The sequence below is a fragment of the Campylobacter volucris genome, assembly GCF_008011665.1.
Taxonomy (GTDB): Bacteria; Campylobacterota; Campylobacteria; order Campylobacterales; family Campylobacteraceae; genus Campylobacter_D; species Campylobacter_D volucris_A.
The window spans coordinates 89,314-105,507 of the sequence record NZ_VOWJ01000014.1; the positions used below are offsets into that span (position 1 = coordinate 89,314).

15 protein-coding genes are annotated in these 16,194 nt (G+C 27.0%); 13 read left to right on the plus strand and 2 right to left on the minus strand.

All coding sequences use genetic code 11. From position 1 onward, the window contains the following. Window positions 1–8: 8 nt before the first annotated feature. From FPD38_RS02345 to FPD38_RS02365, 5 genes are all read left to right on the plus strand, one after another. Window positions 9–263: a hypothetical protein gene (locus tag FPD38_RS02345; RefSeq protein WP_147555187.1), complete on the plus strand. Its 255-nt coding sequence runs from the start codon at window positions 9–11 to the stop codon at window positions 261–263. 292 nt (window positions 264–555) lie between these two features. Then, complete coding sequence (locus FPD38_RS02350) at window positions 556–1,974, plus strand: LTA synthase family protein (protein ID WP_261798275.1); 1,419 nt, start codon at window positions 556–558, stop codon at window positions 1,972–1,974. Between the two features lie 85 nt (window positions 1,975–2,059). Continuing rightward, window positions 2,060–3,352 (plus strand): UDP-N-acetylmuramate--L-alanine ligase, encoded by a 1,293-nt coding sequence (murC, locus tag FPD38_RS02355; RefSeq protein ID WP_147555188.1) that lies wholly within the window; start codon window positions 2,060–2,062, stop codon window positions 3,350–3,352. 28 nt (window positions 3,353–3,380) lie between these two features. Further along, window positions 3,381–3,689 (plus strand): hypothetical protein, encoded by a 309-nt coding sequence (locus tag FPD38_RS02360; RefSeq protein WP_147555189.1) that lies wholly within the window; start codon window positions 3,381–3,383, stop codon window positions 3,687–3,689. After that, on the plus strand, window positions 3,686–5,884 hold the full coding sequence (locus FPD38_RS02365; protein ID WP_147555190.1) for an endonuclease MutS2: 2,199 nt from the start codon (window positions 3,686–3,688) through the stop codon (window positions 5,882–5,884). Before FPD38_RS02360 ends, FPD38_RS02365 begins: the two co-directional genes overlap by 4 nt. On the opposite strand, the gene FPD38_RS02370 is transcribed toward FPD38_RS02365, so the two are convergent. Next, window positions 5,879–6,865: a hypothetical protein gene (locus FPD38_RS02370; RefSeq protein WP_261798276.1), complete on the minus strand. Its 987-nt coding sequence runs from the start codon at window positions 6,863–6,865 to the stop codon at window positions 5,879–5,881. The two genes, FPD38_RS02365 and FPD38_RS02370, sit on opposite strands and share 6 nt — an antisense overlap. Beyond that, window positions 6,858–7,784, minus strand: a complete 927-nt coding sequence (locus FPD38_RS02375; protein WP_147555192.1) for a polysaccharide deacetylase family protein — start codon at window positions 7,782–7,784, stop codon at window positions 6,858–6,860. The genes FPD38_RS02370 and FPD38_RS02375 overlap by 8 nt, the downstream gene beginning before the upstream one ends. A gap of 134 nt (window positions 7,785–7,918) precedes the next feature. Between FPD38_RS02375 and FPD38_RS02380 the strand changes: the two genes are divergently transcribed. The 8 genes from FPD38_RS02380 to FPD38_RS02415 are packed head-to-tail and all read left to right on the plus strand — an operon-like array spanning window position 7,919 to window position 16,194. After that, the gene (locus tag FPD38_RS02380) at window positions 7,919–8,512 is read left to right on the plus strand and encodes a LysE family transporter (RefSeq protein WP_147555193.1); all 594 of its coding nucleotides are present in this window, start codon (window positions 7,919–7,921) and stop codon (window positions 8,510–8,512) included. A gap of 3 nt (window positions 8,513–8,515) precedes the next feature. Next, complete coding sequence (dapE, locus tag FPD38_RS02385) at window positions 8,516–9,616, plus strand: succinyl-diaminopimelate desuccinylase (protein WP_147555194.1); 1,101 nt, start codon at window positions 8,516–8,518, stop codon at window positions 9,614–9,616. Window positions 9,617–9,623: 7 nt separating this feature from the next. After that, window positions 9,624–12,728: a type ISP restriction/modification enzyme gene (locus FPD38_RS02390; RefSeq protein WP_147555195.1), complete on the plus strand. Its 3,105-nt coding sequence runs from the start codon at window positions 9,624–9,626 to the stop codon at window positions 12,726–12,728. After that, complete coding sequence (thiS, locus tag FPD38_RS02395; protein ID WP_147555196.1) at window positions 12,718–12,909, plus strand: sulfur carrier protein ThiS; 192 nt, start codon at window positions 12,718–12,720, stop codon at window positions 12,907–12,909. Before FPD38_RS02390 ends, thiS begins: the two co-directional genes overlap by 11 nt. Further along, window positions 12,909–13,715, plus strand: a complete 807-nt coding sequence (gene thiF, locus FPD38_RS02400) for a thiamine biosynthesis protein ThiF (protein WP_147555197.1) — start codon at window positions 12,909–12,911, stop codon at window positions 13,713–13,715. The genes thiS and thiF overlap by 1 nt, the downstream gene beginning before the upstream one ends. Continuing rightward, window positions 13,708–14,463: a thiazole synthase gene (locus FPD38_RS02405; RefSeq protein WP_147555198.1), complete on the plus strand. Its 756-nt coding sequence runs from the start codon at window positions 13,708–13,710 to the stop codon at window positions 14,461–14,463. The genes thiF and FPD38_RS02405 overlap by 8 nt, the downstream gene beginning before the upstream one ends. 2 nt (window positions 14,464–14,465) lie before the next feature. Then, the gene (gene thiH / locus FPD38_RS02410) at window positions 14,466–15,599 is read left to right on the plus strand and encodes a 2-iminoacetate synthase ThiH (protein WP_147555199.1); all 1,134 of its coding nucleotides are present in this window, start codon (window positions 14,466–14,468) and stop codon (window positions 15,597–15,599) included. After that, complete coding sequence (locus tag FPD38_RS02415; protein ID WP_147555200.1) at window positions 15,589–16,194, plus strand: thiamine phosphate synthase; 606 nt, start codon at window positions 15,589–15,591, stop codon at window positions 16,192–16,194. Before thiH ends, FPD38_RS02415 begins: the two co-directional genes overlap by 11 nt.

Below are 16,194 nucleotides of genomic sequence, written 5' to 3' on the forward strand. Positions count from 1 at the left end.
AAAAATACATGAGAAAAATTTTATTACAAATTCTTTCTTTTAGTCTTATTTTTATGGGAATTTTTACTTTTGTTAGATTTTTTATGGTGAAAAATTTGACTAATGAAAGTGAAAATTCTTTTATGGTGTATATTTATGGTTTAGGCCATGATATGAGAACTTTTAGCACACTTTTGTTGCCTTTGTTTTTATGCGGTTTTCTTTCTTATATAGGTTTTGTTTTCAAAAATAAATATAGCATCACGGGGGGGGGTAATCGCTAAATTTTATTTTTACTTTTCTAGTTTTTATATAGCTTTTTTAGCTTTTATTGTTTTAATTTCTGCTTTTATACATTATTATTACTTCCAATTTTATATAAGTAAGATTGATATTTTTATTTTTGGACTAAAAGATGATAATACCAAAGCTATATTGTCTATTATTTTGTCTGATTATCCTATTATCAAAGTTTTGTTTATAGCTATATTTTTTAGTGGGTTTTGTTTTTGGCTTAATACTAAGATTCTTAATCTAAATTTAAAATATATACGGATAAATACGATATTTTTTATTTTGTTAAATATTTTATTGGTTTATGCTTATATTGTGGCATTAAGAGGACATTTTACTTATAATGCATTAAGAGCTTCAAATTATGAATTTAGTACTATAAAAGCTTTTAATGAAATTTCTACCAATCCTTTAATGGCTTTTTCTTGGGCTTATAAAGAGTATAAAAATCAACAAGAATTCAAAAATGTAGATATAAATCAATTAAAACATTTAGAAGAAACGCTTTTTCCTATGTTTGATACCACTTTAACAAACAAATATCATGCAAAAAATCATATTTATTTAAATATTATGGAAAGTTTTGGTTTAAATTTACTTGATTTTAGTAACGAAAAACATAATTTTTTAGGAAATTTGGAAAAACATTTTAAGCAAGATTATGTATTTAAAAGATTTTTATCAGGAGCAAATAATACTATAGAAAGTTTTAATCGTTTGGTATTTTTAAGCCCATATACTATTTCCAATGGTAAATACCAAAAAGAAATTTTATCTTACACTCCTTTGCAAATTTACAAAAACGCAGGATATAAAATAATCTTTGTTTATAGTGGAAATTCTTCTTGGTATAATCTTGGAAATTATTTTATAAATCAAGGAGCGGATGAAATTATAGATGAAAATACACTAATGCAAGATTTCCCACAAGCTAAAAAAACAAAGCATAAATACGGCATAGCCGATGAATTTATGTATAAAAAAATATATTCTATTTTTGAAAACGCTAAAAATCCTACTTTTGTTATATCTCTTAGTATTTCTACTCATAGGCCTTATATACATAAAAGCAAAAAAGAATTATTTAGCGAAACAACTTTAGATGAAAAATTCTTAAATCAATTTATTATTGATAATCCTATAGATGCTTTAAATGCTTATGCGTATGCAAATGATGAATTTGGAACTTTTTTAGATCGCATAAAAGAAAGTAAATTTAAAGAAAATATTGTTATTGCTGCTACAGGTGATCATAGATTTAGAGATATTAATATAGATATGAATTTTCAAAAAGCTTTTGCTTATAGTGTCCCTTTTTATTTGTATATTCCTGATCATCTAAAAAATGATATCTATTATGATAAATATCGTGTAGGTTCTCATAAAGATATCTTCCCAACGCTTTATAATCTTACTCTTAGTGATACAAAATATTTAAGCTTAGGTGGAAGAAATATGTTAGCATCTATCAAAGATGAGAGATTAGAATTTGGCTTTAATGAGCTTGTATGGATAGATAAAAATGGAGTGTATGATGGAGTTAATGGCTATTATTTTAAAAATAATACTAGTTTGAAAGACGCAAACAAAGCTTTTAAAATAGATGAGTATCATAAAAATTTTTCAAAACTTTATAAAGAATTTTTTCAAAAACAATTCAATTATAGACTTGTTAATTTAAAAACTCAAAATAATGATTAGATTTACCTTTGAAAGCTTTTTATATTTTAATTTTAGTAAATAAATGATAAAATTCTTGCCTTATTATTGAACACTTGAGGCAAGAATGCAAAAAATTCATTTCATAGGTATAGGTGGTATAGGTATTTCAGCATTGGCTAGATTTTTAAAAGAGCAAGGCTTTGAAATTAGCGGTTCTGATATAAAAGAAAGCAAAACCACAAAAGAATTAGAAAAAGAAGGGATAAGTATAAAAATTCCACATCATAAAGATAATGTTGAAAATGTAGATTTAGTGGTGTATTCAGCAGCTATTAAAGAAGATAATGAAGAATTATTAAGCGCAAAAGAACAAAACATTTCTACCCTGTCAAGAAAAGAAGCTTTGCCTATGATTTTAAAAGATAAAAGAGTTTTTGCAGTTGCAGGAGCCCATGGTAAAAGCACTACTTCAAGTATTTTAGCAAGTTTAATAGAAGCTTCAGTGATTATTGGTGCAGTTTTAAAAGAAAGTGGCACCAATATGCTTTATAAAGAAAGCCAAAATATCATTTTTGAAGCCGATGAGAGTGATAGCTCTTTTTTAAATTCAAATCCTTACTTGGCTATCGTAACCAATGTCGAAGCAGAACATTTAGATCATTATGGAAATGATCTTGCTAGATTACACAAAGCTTATGAGGATTTTTTAAATTTATCTAAAATTCAAGTTATCAATGCTGAAGATGAATTTTTAGCAAAATTGAATTTGTCTAATTGTAAAAAATTATATCCAAGCAAAGACATTAAAAATATCCGTATGAGTGTAGAAAATTTTAAGCCTAAAATTCATTTTGAGTTAAAAGATTTTGGAGAATTTGGTGTTTGTGGTATGGGAGAGCATGTAGCACTTGATGCTTCTTTGGCCATTTTAGCTGCAAGTGAATTTTTAAACATGGATCAAATTCGAACCAATTTGCAAAATTATCAAGGTATTAAAAAAAGATTTGATATTTTATTTGCCAACGAAAAGATGGCTTTAATAGATGATTATGGTCATCATCCAACAGAAATTAAAACCACGCTAAAAGCAGCTAAAGAATATGCAAATTTAGCTGGATATAAAAAACTTATAGCTATTTTTGAGCCACATCGTTATACGCGTTTGAGTGCAAATGTGGAGTATTTCAGTCAAGTGTTATCTTGCGTTGATGAGTTATATATCTTACCTGTATATGCAGCAGGTGAAACCAAAATAGATATAAATATGCAAAAATATTTTCCAAATGCACATTTTATAAAAGATATCAAAAGAGAGCAAAATGCCATTTATCTTGATGAAATTTTGTTAGATAGTGGCTTATTGATTGGTTTTGGCGCAGGAGATATTAGCGTAAAACTTAGAGGTAAATATGTTTAAAATTTTTTTATATATATTAGCTTTTTTTATGATTTTACTTTTTTTTGCATTTTTGAGAAAAAAAATTGGAAAAATTAGTAATTATCTTTTAGCTATAGTATTGATTTTAGCTATAGTTTTTGCTGTTAAATTTGAGCTTAGTGCTACAAGGAGTGGGATTGCTAAAAAAGAAATGTTAAATGCTTTTTTGCAAGGTCAAATTTTAAAATGCCAAGATATGAATGTAAGCAAAGAATTTTTTAATTTTGAACATGGTACGCAAAGCTTTGTTTCCAATGGCAAAAATAAAGATTTTAAAGCTTTGGTTTTTGATATTAAAGATTGCAATCTACAATGACACAGGAGCTTTTTAAAAAATTAGATTTAGATTCTTATATAGTTGAATTTAAAAATTTTTTCGCAAGAGATAAAGATGTTTTTTTGCAAGGTGATAGCAAATTGCATTTCAAAAGGATTAATGAGCTTTGTAAGATTGATTTTACTTCACCACCTAGTATAAGTAATTTAAACACAGCTTTAACTCATCTTAGCAAACAAGGGATTTTGCATTTAGATCAAAGTTTTGAATTGATTAAAATTTGTATGTATTTTAGGTATTTAAAGGGTTTAAAATTTGAAGAAAGTTTAAAAGAATGGCTTTTAAAGATAGAAATTCCACAAGTTATCGCAGAGCTTTTTGAATATTTTGATGAAAAAGGGCAAATAAAAGAAAGTATTGATGAAAGACTTATAAATTTAAATCTTTCTTTAAAGCTCAAAAAAGAAAGTTTAACAGCTGAGTTTAAAAAATTCACTTATACTAAAAATTTAACTCCTTATCTTATAGATACACAAATTCATTTGATAAATGGTATGGAAGCTTTGCTTGTGCGTGGAGGATTTAACCATGTATTAAAAGCTAAGATTATAGGTAGAAGTAGCGGTGGTGGCTTTTATGTAGTGCCTTTGAGTGTAGAAAAAATTCAAAGTCAAATTGATGAGATTGAAAATACCAAAGAAGAAATTTACTATGAGTATGCTAAAAAAATTAGTTTAATTTTTCATAAAAATTTATTGTTTTTAAAATTTATAAACAATGCTTTTGATTTGTTTGATCATTATAGTGCTAGAGTTTTAATGGCTAAAAAAAATGATTATGAGTTTATTTTAGCGGATAATTCTACAAATTTAAATTTATATGATTTTGCCCATCCTGCTTTAAAAAACGCAAAAAGTGTAAGTTTGGAATTTAATAAAAAAGTTTTGATTATCACAGGGGTAAATGCAGGCGGAAAGTCTATGCTTTTAAAAGGAATTTTAAGCGCATCTTTGCTCGCTAAGTATCTTCTTCCGATGAAAATTAATTCTCAAAAAAGTCAAATAGGAAATTTTAAAGAATTTGATGCGATTTTAGAAGATCCGCAAAATGTAAAAAATGATATTTCTACTTTTGCAGGAAGAATGCTACATTTTTCTAAACTTTTAGGCAAAAAATATCTCTTACTAGGCATAGATGAAATAGAACTTGGGACAGATTTTGAAGAAGCAGCGTGTTTATATAATGAATTGATTACAAAACTTTTAGAGCAAGATAATAAGATCATCATCACTACTCATCATAAACGCCTTGCGATGCTTTTAGCAAAAAATGAGCAAGTTGAGCTTATAGCAGCTTTGTATGATGAAGAGTTTTCTCGTCCAAAATATGAATTTTTAAAAGGCACCATAGGAAAATCTTATGCTTTTGAAACAGCTTTAAGATACGGTATAAGTGCAAATTTAGTTCAAAATGCGAAAAAACTTTATGGAGAAGATAAAGAAAATTTAGAAGAAATGGTAAGTAAAAATATCAATCTTGAGCTTAGTTTGCGTAAAAAAAATGAAGAACTTGAAAAAAAAGAAGAAAAAGTAGATGAAATTTTAAATTCTTTAAAAGATCAAAAAGAAAAAAATGAGCAAGAATTTAAAAAAATCATTTCTAATTTGGAATTTAAATATCACAAAGCCATAGAAGAAGCCAAAAAAACCATTAATCTTAAAGATATCAAAGAAAAGCAAAGAAGCTTAAATAAGGCTAATGAGCTTAAAAAAAGCATTATTTTGCCAAGTATGGAGCAAAATGATGAGCTTAGGGTTGGAGACTTTGTAAAATATGAAAAAATCAAAGGTAAAATCACAGCTATTTCTAAAAATGATGCGATCATTCAAAGCGATGGTTTAAATTTGCGTGTGCCGCTAAAGCTACTTAAAAAAACTAATCAAGCCCATACGCAAAAACCAAAATCAAGCATTAATATCACTAGACCAAGTGCTTTGAGCATGACTTTGGATTTACATGGTCTTAGAAGTGATGAAGCGCTAGATAGACTTGATAAATTTATTTCTGATGCTTTAATAGCTGGTTTTGATGAGGTGATAATCTATCATGGCATAGGCACAGGAAAACTTGCTTTTGCGGTAAAAGAATTTTTAAAAGCCCACAAAAGCGTAAGAAGCTTTAATGATGCTCCAATTAATCAAGGTGGCTTTGGAGCTAAGGTGGTGAGGTTATAATTTGTTTATTCTATCTTGATCACTATCTCCTTTAAAAAAAGCATAGTTTTTATCTTCGCATTTATAAGCAAAATAAATATCTTGATTTTCTTTGATAAATGGTTCAAAATAATTAGTGATTATTTCTTTGTTTTTTTCTATAAAACCCATATTTGTAATTTTTGAAAAATCATTCACATAGCATAAAAAATCTATATATTCATAATCATTTTGTATTAAAAACTCTTGTAATAAAGTATAAATATTTTCTGTAAAATCTCCTATAAAATCAACTATTCTAACACACTTGCTATTATAAATTGAAACTTCTCTTATAACAAAGATACATTTTAGTGTGGATTTTTCAAAGATACCTAAAAATAGATATTTGTAAAAAGGATTTTTATAATATCTATTGATAAAATATTGCTTAGATTTATATGGGATAAAGTTAAATTTTATATTTGATTTTTCAAACTCATCTAGGCTCAAAATTTTATATTTAAAATCTATATTTTTTATACTATGTATATTTGGAGAAATTGTAAAATCTGCTATGTGAAAATTATCTTTTTTATCATTTTTTATGTAAAAATGTTTGAGCGGTTCGACTTTATCATAAGAAAAAAGTTTATAATATTTTATGCCATGTTTAGATAAACCAGCATTTCCTATTGAATTTGGCTTGATAGTTTCTAATAAAAATTTTATCAAAACCAAACCAAAAGTGGGTTTGATACTTTTCCAAATTCCAAACCACAAATCTTTGTTATTTTGAAGTTTGCAATCATATTGACTAAGTAAGGTAAAACCTAAAATAGATTGAATTTTATTATCTTCAATTCCTAGAACAATATTATATCGTTGATAATAATGATCTAAATATTGAAAATCAAGAGCTTTTTTGCTATGGGCAAATACATGATTTTCATTCCAATGATTTTTTACAAATTCCATAATTTTGTTAGTTTCTTCTAATCTTGCAAAACGAATTTCAGCCATAACTAGCCTTTCCATGAATAAATTCATTACAATCATATCTATGAAGTGAGAAACGATTGTTAATCAAATCTTTATAATTAATATCTTTTGATGGTATAGAGCTAAAAGCAAAATCAAAATTATATTTTTTAAGCCACCTTTTTGCATAGGATGTATCTTCACCATAAGGATAAGAAAATATTTGTATAGATGGTATTACAAAAGAATTTAAAAACTTTATAGAATTATGGAGTTCGTGTTTTTGCTCATTGATGCTCAATGTTTTAAAGCTCAAGTGATTAAAACTATGGCTAGCTATTATCATGCCATTATCACTCATAGTTTTTAAGTCATTTTTATTTAAATATAAATTTTTAAAAATTTCTTCATCGTTCCAAAAATTAGCAACAATTTGATCTAAAATTTTTTCTTTGTATTTTGGTTTTACAAAATAGTTAAACAAAAGTTTAAATTCTTTAACATTTTTATCATCATCTAACTCTTGATAGTAGTTTTTAAAAAGTTTTAATGAGGATTTTTTTAACATATATGGTTTCACACTCTTATGGGTAAAATTTAAAATACCCCCCCCCATCTTACCTAATAGATAATGCACCCTATGAACATCCAAAGCTTTATTTTGTTTAAATATACGAGTTGGGACAAAAAATATACCAAAAATTTTTCTTTTTAAAAGCTCATTAAAGGCATAAACATAATGATCCTTTAGTCCATCATCAAAAGTAAGTAAAATTTTATTTTTTAATTTGTTACAAAATAAAGGATTGTCTTTCAAGTACAAAAATTCATCATAACTTACAAAGCCAAATTCTTTTTCAAAAAAATCCAATTGTTTTTTAAAATTTTCAATGTGTAAGTATCTAAAATAAGGTAAATTTTTCAAACTTTCTCTTATATAATGATACATGATTATTTTCATTGATTTTCTTTCATTTTTTAAATAATTTTAATTTTATTGTAACATTTTTATATTTATAAAAAAACTACAATGACTTTTAAAACTTAAATTTAAATACTTTTTGTTAGTCTTTTTAAAAAAATTAGGCTAAGAAAATGTTAGAGATTATTTTAAATGGTATTGTTTTAGGAATGGCGGTATCAGTTCCTTTTGGGCCTGTAAATATATTGATTTTAAATACTGCTTTATCTTCTTTTAAAAGTTCTTTTTGTATAGGAATTGGAGCGTTAAGCGCTGATATATTATTTTTAATTTTAATCAATTTTGGTATTTTAGGTTTTGCAAATAATGAAATTTTTTATAAAATACTAGCTGTTTTTGGTTTTTTCTTTTTAAGTTATATGGTATTTTTAATGCTTAAAAAAACTAAAAAAGTCAATTTAAGCCAAATTCATAGCATTCATCCTATAAAGGGTTTTATAAAAGGATTTTTTTTAAATTTAACAAATCCTTATGTGATAGGATTTTGGGTGAGTGTAGCTGGACTTAGTGCTCAAAGTAAAAATTCCTTTGCCTTGCTTTTTGGTTTGGTAGGGTTTATTGTATTTTGGATTTTTGCTTTGTCATTTTTTGTATATAAATTTAAGTCTTTTGTAAAAAATAAACATATTTTTTATATCAATCTTTGTTCGGCAATTATTTTAGAGTATTTTGCTCTTTCTTTGCTGTATAGAGCTTTTATAGGATAAAACATGCAAGTAGTAGATTTTTTTAAAGAATTATGTAAATTTAAATCCATCACTCCAGATGATGATGGAGCTTTAAATTATATTGCGGTTGAGCTTAGTGATTTTGAAGCGTTTTTCATAGAAAAAGAAGGCGTTAAAAATTTATTATTGACTAAAAAATTTAGCGAAGATGGCGTGCATTTAGCTTTTGGTGGGCATATAGATGTAGTTCCATCAGGCGATGGATGGAGTAGCGATCCATTTAATCCTTTGGAAAAAGATAGTTTTATTTATGCAAGAGGTGCTCAAGATATGAAAAGCGGCTTAACTGCTTTTATATGTGCTGCAAAAGAGGTAGAAAATTTTCAAGGTAGAATCTCGCTTATTTTAACAAGCGATGAAGAAGGTGAAGCAAAGTATGGCACACTTGAAGTGCTTAAATTTATGCAAGAAAAAGATATTTTGCCTGATTTTGCAATAGTAGCTGAACCAACTTGTGATAAAAAATTTGGAGATAGTATCAAAATAGGGCGTCGCGGTTCTATCAATGGGAAATTGCTTATAAAAGGAAAGCAAGGGCATGTAGCTTATCCGCAAAAATGTATTAATCCTATACATAATTTTGCTCCTGTTTTGAAATTTTTAGCAGGTTTTGATCTTGATCCAGGAGATGAGGCTTTTTCTCCTTCAAAGATAGTCATCACCGATATAAGAGGTGGTATGGAGGTTAGCAATGTGACTCCAAATGATTTAAAAATGATGTTTAATGTTAGAAATTCACCACAAACTACCCTTGAAGATGTACAAAAATATGTAGAAAAAATTTGCGAAGGACTTGATTATGAGCTTAGCTTAACTCAAAGTTCAAAGCCTTTTTTAACAAATATAAATTCTAAAATAGTGCAAATTTTAAATCAAAGCGTGCAAAAAATCACTCAAATAGTTCCTGAGCTTAACACTAAAGGCGGCACTAGTGATGCAAGATATTTTGCTGAGTTTGGCGTTAAAGTAGTAGAATTTGGGGTTTGCAATGACACGATTCACGCAATAGATGAAAGAGTTAGTATAGAAGAGCTTGAAAAATTATATTTAGTTTTTAAAGATTTGATAGAAAATTTTAATTAGGAAAAATATGCAAGAAATTAAAAAATATCAACACGATATTAAAGAAATTTGCAAAAGTAAAAAATACAACGAGCATACTTTTAGAACTTCTTTTGAAATTTTATTTAATGCTTTAAAACCAAAAGATATAAAAATAATCCACGAGCCAAAAAGCGAAAAAGGACAAGGCTCTATAAGACCTGATTTTAAGGTTTATAAACTTGTAGATAAAGAAAAAGAATTAAGTTATAATCATCTAATAGGCTTTATAGAGTGTAAAAATTTAGATATTGATTTAAGCGATGGTTTAAAGAGTAATCAAATCAATAAATATTTGCAAATTTCTCCAAATATAATTTTTACAAATTACAAGCGTTTTGTGCTTTTTTCTTTTGAAAAAATTATCATTGATGTAAATTTATTAGACGATGATTTAAATTTAATAGAAAAAAATGTAGATGTATTTAAAAATCTTGTAAAAACCTTTTTTGATGATAATAGCACTACTATAAAAACTAAACAAGAACTAGTAAAAGTTTTAAGCTCGCAAAGTTTTTATCTTAGTAGCGCTTTAAAAATTTCTTTTAATAAAAGTGATGTAAATTCTTCCTTTAGAAGATTTTTTCAAAAAACAAAAGACACCTTTGAAAATATAGAGAAGATAAATTTAAAAGATGAAGAATTTTGCGATATCTTAGCTCAAGCTATAGTGTATGGAATTTTTGTTTCTTATATAGAAAATGATGGTTATGATTTAGAAAAAATTCCTGTAGAAAATTTTATATCATTTTTACCTAGCACTTTTAGGACATTAAGTGAGTTTGTTTATTTTGCTATACCTTCTTTTTCTTTGCCGCAAGATATTAAATATACCTTAGAAAATATCAAAAAAACCCTATCTTTGATAGATAAAATTTCTCTTTGTGAAATTTTAAATCAAGACTTAGAAAGTATAAGTATATATTTATATGAAGACTTTTTAAAAGCTTATGATGATTTAAGAGCGACACAAAAACGCAAAGAAGGCGGTGTTTTTTATACCCCAAAAAGTGTTGTAGATATGATAGTTTCATCATTAGATGAGCTTTTAAAAACTAAATTTGACAAAAACAAAGGCTTTAATGATGAAAGTGTGAAAGTGCTTGATTTTGCTACAGGTACAGGGAGTTTTTTAGCTAGTGTTTTTGAAAAGATTATTTCTAAAGAAAGTGAAGTTTTTAAAAACGAAACCATTAAAAATAAATTTTTAAAAGACATTTATGGTTTTGAGCTTTCTTTTGTGCCTTATATAGTAGCTAGATTAAAATTAGGACAAATTTTAAGAAAAAATGGTTTTAAGGATTTTAGCGAAGCTGATTTTCAAATTTTTCTTAACAATACTTTAGACTTAGAAAAAATTGCAAATTTTGATATGTTTATGCCTTTGGAAAATTTAGATACAGAATGGAAAAAAGCAAGAGATGTAAAACATAGCCAAAATTTACTAGTTATCTTGGGAAATCCTCCTTATAATGCAAAAAGTAAAAACAAAGGTAAAGAGATACTAGAGCTTTTGCAAACTTACAAACAAGGTTTAAACGAAACAAAAATCAACTTAGATGATGATTATATAAAATTTATGCGTTTTGCGCAGTGGAAATTACTAGAGCAAAAACAAGCCAATATCTTTGAAAACAATACAGGCTTAATGGGGTTTATCACTAATAATTCTTTTTTAAATGGCAAAACTCATAGAAAAATGAGAGAAAGTTTATACAAGAGCTTTGATGAAATTTATATACTAAATTTACACGGAAGCGATAAAGATGCTAAGAATGATGAAAATGTTTTCGATATCAAAATAGGCGTTTGTATAAGTTTGTTTGTAAAAAATAAGAGTGAATCAAGCGATGGTGCTAAGGTTTATTACTATTCTACGAGTGAAAATAATATCTTTTCAAGAAAAGAAAAATTTGCTCTTTTAGATGATATAAAGCAAAATGGTTTAAATGCCATAAAATGGCAAGAGTTAGCATTAAATGGGTCTTATTATTACTTTGTATCAAAAAATTTTGAAAATGAAGAATATGAAGATTTTTGGGCACTAGCAAGCGATAAGGCTTTAGGGGATAAAAAGGCTATATTTTTAAATTATGGTAGTGGAATTCAAACAGATAGAGATAATTTAGTTATAGATATAAATAAAGAAAAATTACAAGATAAAATGCAAATAGCTTTTAGTGGTAACTATGATGATGGCTTTAAAGAAGTGTATGCGATAAAAAATTCTAGTTCTTACGCTTTTGAATATAAACTAAAAAATATGAGTTATGATAATTCTTGTATTTATAGATGCAATTATCGACCATTTGATAAAAGATTTATATATTATAAATTAGGCTTTACAAGTCGCCCTGCTTATGAAACAATGCAACATTTTTTAGATAAAGAAAATTTAGGACTTTGCTTTTCTAAGGTGTTAAATAGTGATTATTTTGCACATGCTTTTATTTTAAATGATATAGCAGAAAGGGGTATTATAAGTTCTAAAACAAGTGAAAATGCCTATATAGCTCCACTTTATCTTTATGAAAATGATGAAAAAATTCCAAATTTCACAAATGAATTTTTAGAATATAAAAAAAATCACAACATCTTAAAAGACAAAACTCCTGAAGAAATTTTGTATTTTATCTATGCAAATTTATATAGTCTAAAATATAGAGAAAAATATTTAGAGTATTTAAAAACAGGCTTTGCTAGGGTAAATTTTGAAGTAGATGAAAAGACTTTTGCTAAATTTGTTAAATTTGGAAAAGAGCTTGTGAATTTGCATTTGTTTAAAGAAAATTTAGATGATGATATTGATTTTATATTTTTAAAAGACGATAAAAAAAGCAATTTTGTCTTAAAAAATTTAAGAGAAAAAGATCGTTTTATAGATAACAAAATCATATTAAATGAAGATTTGGCTATAAAAAATATAAATGATGAAATTTGGAGCTATACTATAGGTGGATATCAAGTCATAAAACAATGGTTAAAATACAGAAAAGACTATCAATGTTCTAAAGAAGAATTAGAGTATTTGTTAAAAATATGTAAGATTATAAAACAAACTATAAAAATTCAAAAGGCCTTAGATGATTATTAACGGAGAAAAGTTTGAATTTAAAGAGTTGAAATTTATGGATTTTTTAAATGAAAAAGGCTACAAGGTGGAATTTATAGCTTTAGAGTTAAATGGAGAAATTATCCCAAGGGATAAATTTGAAAATTTAGTTTTAAAAGAAAATGATAAAGTAGAGATTGTAACTTTTGTGGGTGGTGGTTGATGGATATAAAATTTAATGGTAAAAAAATAAATACAAATTTTGATAATACTTTGGATTTTTTTCAAAGTGTAAGTAAAAATGAAAACGATGTGTGGATAGTCAATGGTTTTGCTACTAAAGAAAAGCTAAATTTAAATGACAATGATGAGCTTTTTTGTATAGAAAAAAATACAATGCCTCCTTATGAAGCGTTAGATGCTATGATGAGGGCAAGGCATACTCCAAAATTACACGATAGTTTGAAAAAAGCTAGTGTGGCAATTTGTGGTCTTGGTGGTCTTGGATCTCATATAGCTATAATGCTAGCTCGTAGTGGTGTAGGAAGACTTCATTTGATAGATTTTGATGTAGTAGAGCCTAGTAATCTTAATCGTCAAGCTTATATGGTAGATGATTTGGGTAAATTTAAAAGCCAAGCTTTGAAAGAGCAAATTTCTAAAATAAATCCTTTTATAAAAGTTTTTTCTCAAAATTTAAAAATAGAAAAAGAAAATATCAAAGATTTGTTTATAGATGATGATATAGTTTGTGAGGCTTTTGATAGTGCTAAATATAAAGCTATTTTGGCTCAAAATTTTCATAAATTTTATCCACAAAAAATTTTAATATGTGGTTCTGGTTTAGCAGGATATGGAAATAGTAATGAAATACAAACTAGAAAAATAGCAAATAATTTTTATGTTTGTGGTGATTTAAAAAATGAAGCAAAAGTAGGAAATGGACTTATGGCACCGCGTGTAAATATATGTGCGGCTCATCAAGCAAATTTAGTTTTAGAGCTTTTAGCGAGTAAAAATAATGGATAAATTAAAAATAGGAAAATATGAATTTAATTCGCGTTTTATTTTAGGTTCGGGAAAATTTTCTTTAGAACTTATAAGTTCAGCTGTAAATGAAGCAAAAGTAGAGCTTATTACTCTTGCTTTAAGAAGAGCTATGTCAAAAAGTGAAAATATACTTGATTTTATACCAAAAAATGTCAAGCTTTTACCAAATACTTCAGGTGCTAGAAATGCTAATGAGGCTCTTCGTATAGCAAAGCTTTCAAGAGAGCTTGGGTGCGGTGACATGATAAAGCTTGAAATTATTAATGATAGTAAATATTTATTGCCTGATAATTATGAAAGTATCAAAGCTGTAGAACTTTTAGTAAAGGAAAATTTTAATCCTTTGGTTTATATGTATCCTGATTTATATGCAGCAAGAGCATTGGAACAAGTTGGTGCTGCTGCTATAATGCCACTTGGTGCTCCTATAGGAAGTAATAAGGGTTTATTAACTAAAGAATTTATACAAATTTTATTAAATGAAATTTCGCTACCTATAATAGTAGATGCTGGCATAGGAACTCCATCTCAAGCTTGTGAGGCTATGCAAATGGGAGTAAGTGCTATTATGGCAAATACTGCTATAGCTGAAGCTAATGATATAGCTAAGATGGCAAAGGCATTTTCTTTAGCCATAAAGGCTGGAAGGAATGCATATTTAGCTGGTATTGCTAGTATAAGTGATGCAAAAGCAAGCTCGCCTTTGACGGGATTTTTAAGAGATTGAAGTTGAGACAATTTACACATTTAAAAGATATACAAAGTGAAATTTTACAAACTCTTTTAGGTGAAATTAGCATTTATGAACAAAGTCGATTTGGTGCTAAAGAAGTTAAAAAAGCTTTAGATAATGAGTATTGCACTTTAGATGATTTTAAAGCTTTACTTTCAAGTGCTGCAGAAAATTTTATAGAGGAAATAGCACAAAAAGCTCAAAAGCTCACACAAAAACATTTTGGAAATTCTATTAATCTTTTTACACCTTTGTATCTTTCAAATTATTGTAATAGTAAATGTACTTATTGTGGGTTTCAAAAAGGCAATAAAATCAAAAGAGCAAAACTAAATGAAGATGAAATTCACAAAGAAATGCAAGAGATTAGAAAAAGTGGTTTAGAAGAAATTTTGCTTTTAACAGGTGAAGGTAGGGAGTATGCTAGTGTAGAGTATATAGCTAAAGCTTGCAGTATAGCAAAAGAGTATTTTCAAGTGGTTGGGGTTGAAATTTATCCTATGAATGAGCAAGAATATGTTTTATTACATGAGAATGCTTGTGAGTATGTAAGTATTTACCAAGAAACTTATAATCTAAAAAAATATTCTAAAATTCACTTAGAAGGTGAAAAAAGTATTTTTGAGTATAGATTTAATGCTCAAGAAAGAGCATTAAAAGCTGGTATGAGAGGAGTTGCTTTTGGATCTTTGCTTGGTATAGATGATTTTAGAAAAGATGCTTATGCTACTGCCTTGCATGCTTATTTTTTACAGAAAAAATATCCACACGCTGAAATTTCTTTATCGGTTCCAAGGCTTCGTCCTATAATAAATAATAAAAAAATTAATCCCAATGATGTAAATGACAAAAGACTCTTGCAGGTAATGTGTGCGTATAGGATATTTTTACCTTTTGCAAGTATTACTATTTCAACGCGAGAAAAAGCTAGTTTTAGAAATGCGGTAGTTAAAATAGTTGCTAATAAAATGAGCGCTGGAGTTAGCGTAGGGGTTGGCGGGCATAAAGGCGAGAAAAAAGGTGATGATCAATTTGAAATCTCTGATTTAAGAAGTGTAAAAGAAATTTTAAAAATGCTTAAAGAGCAAAATTTGCAAGCCATAATGAGTAATAATATTTATGTCGGGTAAAAAAATCATTGCAATTAGTGATAGCCAAAATACACAAGGTGATTTTTTAAATTTTATTGAAAAATTAAGTAAAAGCTCTATTGATGCGTTGGTTCTTAGGGAAAAACATTTAAATCCGAGAGAATATTGTGAGCTTGCTAAAGAGGTTCTTAGAATTTTTAATAAAAATAAAAAAATTTGTTTTTTGCATTTTTACTATGATGTGTGTTTGTATTTAAATCATCAATATTTTCACTCTCCTTTGCAAATTCTTAAAAACGAAAAAAATATTTGTAAGAAAATTAAGCATATTGGAGTTTCTATACACTCTAAGGAAGAACTAGAGCAAAGTTATCAATATAATGTTAATTATGCTTTTTATGGCCATATTTTTCCTAGCTCGTGTAAGCAAGATTTGACCCCAAAAGGTATTTTAAATTTAAAAGAAATTTTAATTCAATCTAAAATTCCAATTTATGCTATAGGTGGAATTAATATACAAACTATAGATTTTTTAAAAGATTTAAATTTAGCTGGAGTTTGTATGAGAGAAGCTTTATGTAAAAGTATAAATTTAAATAGATATTTAAAAAAATGCAGAAAAATATTACATTAA

Excerpts from the sequence above, each read along its gene's own strand:
- FPD38_RS02345 (WP_147555187.1), top strand. The coding sequence starts at position 9 with ATGAGAAAAATTTTATTACAAATTCTTTCTTTTAGTCTTATTTTTATG.
- murC (WP_147555188.1), top strand. The coding sequence starts at position 2,060 with ATGCAAAAAATTCATTTCATAGGTATAGGTGGTATAGGTATTTCAGCA.
- FPD38_RS02360 (WP_147555189.1), top strand. The coding sequence starts at position 3,381 with ATGATTTTACTTTTTTTTGCATTTTTGAGAAAAAAAATTGGAAAAATT.
- FPD38_RS02365 (WP_147555190.1), top strand. The coding sequence starts at position 3,686 with ATGACACAGGAGCTTTTTAAAAAATTAGATTTAGATTCTTATATAGTT.
- FPD38_RS02370 (WP_261798276.1), bottom strand. The coding sequence starts at position 6,865 with ATGGCTGAAATTCGTTTTGCAAGATTAGAAGAAACTAACAAAATTATG.
- FPD38_RS02375 (WP_147555192.1), bottom strand. The coding sequence starts at position 7,784 with ATGAAAATAATCATGTATCATTATATAAGAGAAAGTTTGAAAAATTTA.
- FPD38_RS02380 (WP_147555193.1), top strand. The coding sequence starts at position 7,919 with ATGTTAGAGATTATTTTAAATGGTATTGTTTTAGGAATGGCGGTATCA.
- dapE (WP_147555194.1), top strand. The coding sequence starts at position 8,516 with ATGCAAGTAGTAGATTTTTTTAAAGAATTATGTAAATTTAAATCCATC.
- FPD38_RS02390 (WP_147555195.1), top strand. The coding sequence starts at position 9,624 with ATGCAAGAAATTAAAAAATATCAACACGATATTAAAGAAATTTGCAAA.
- thiS (WP_147555196.1), top strand. The coding sequence starts at position 12,718 with ATGATTATTAACGGAGAAAAGTTTGAATTTAAAGAGTTGAAATTTATG.
- thiF (WP_147555197.1), top strand. The coding sequence starts at position 12,909 with ATGGATATAAAATTTAATGGTAAAAAAATAAATACAAATTTTGATAAT.
- FPD38_RS02405 (WP_147555198.1), top strand. The coding sequence starts at position 13,708 with ATGGATAAATTAAAAATAGGAAAATATGAATTTAATTCGCGTTTTATT.
- FPD38_RS02415 (WP_147555200.1), top strand. The coding sequence starts at position 15,589 with ATGTCGGGTAAAAAAATCATTGCAATTAGTGATAGCCAAAATACACAA.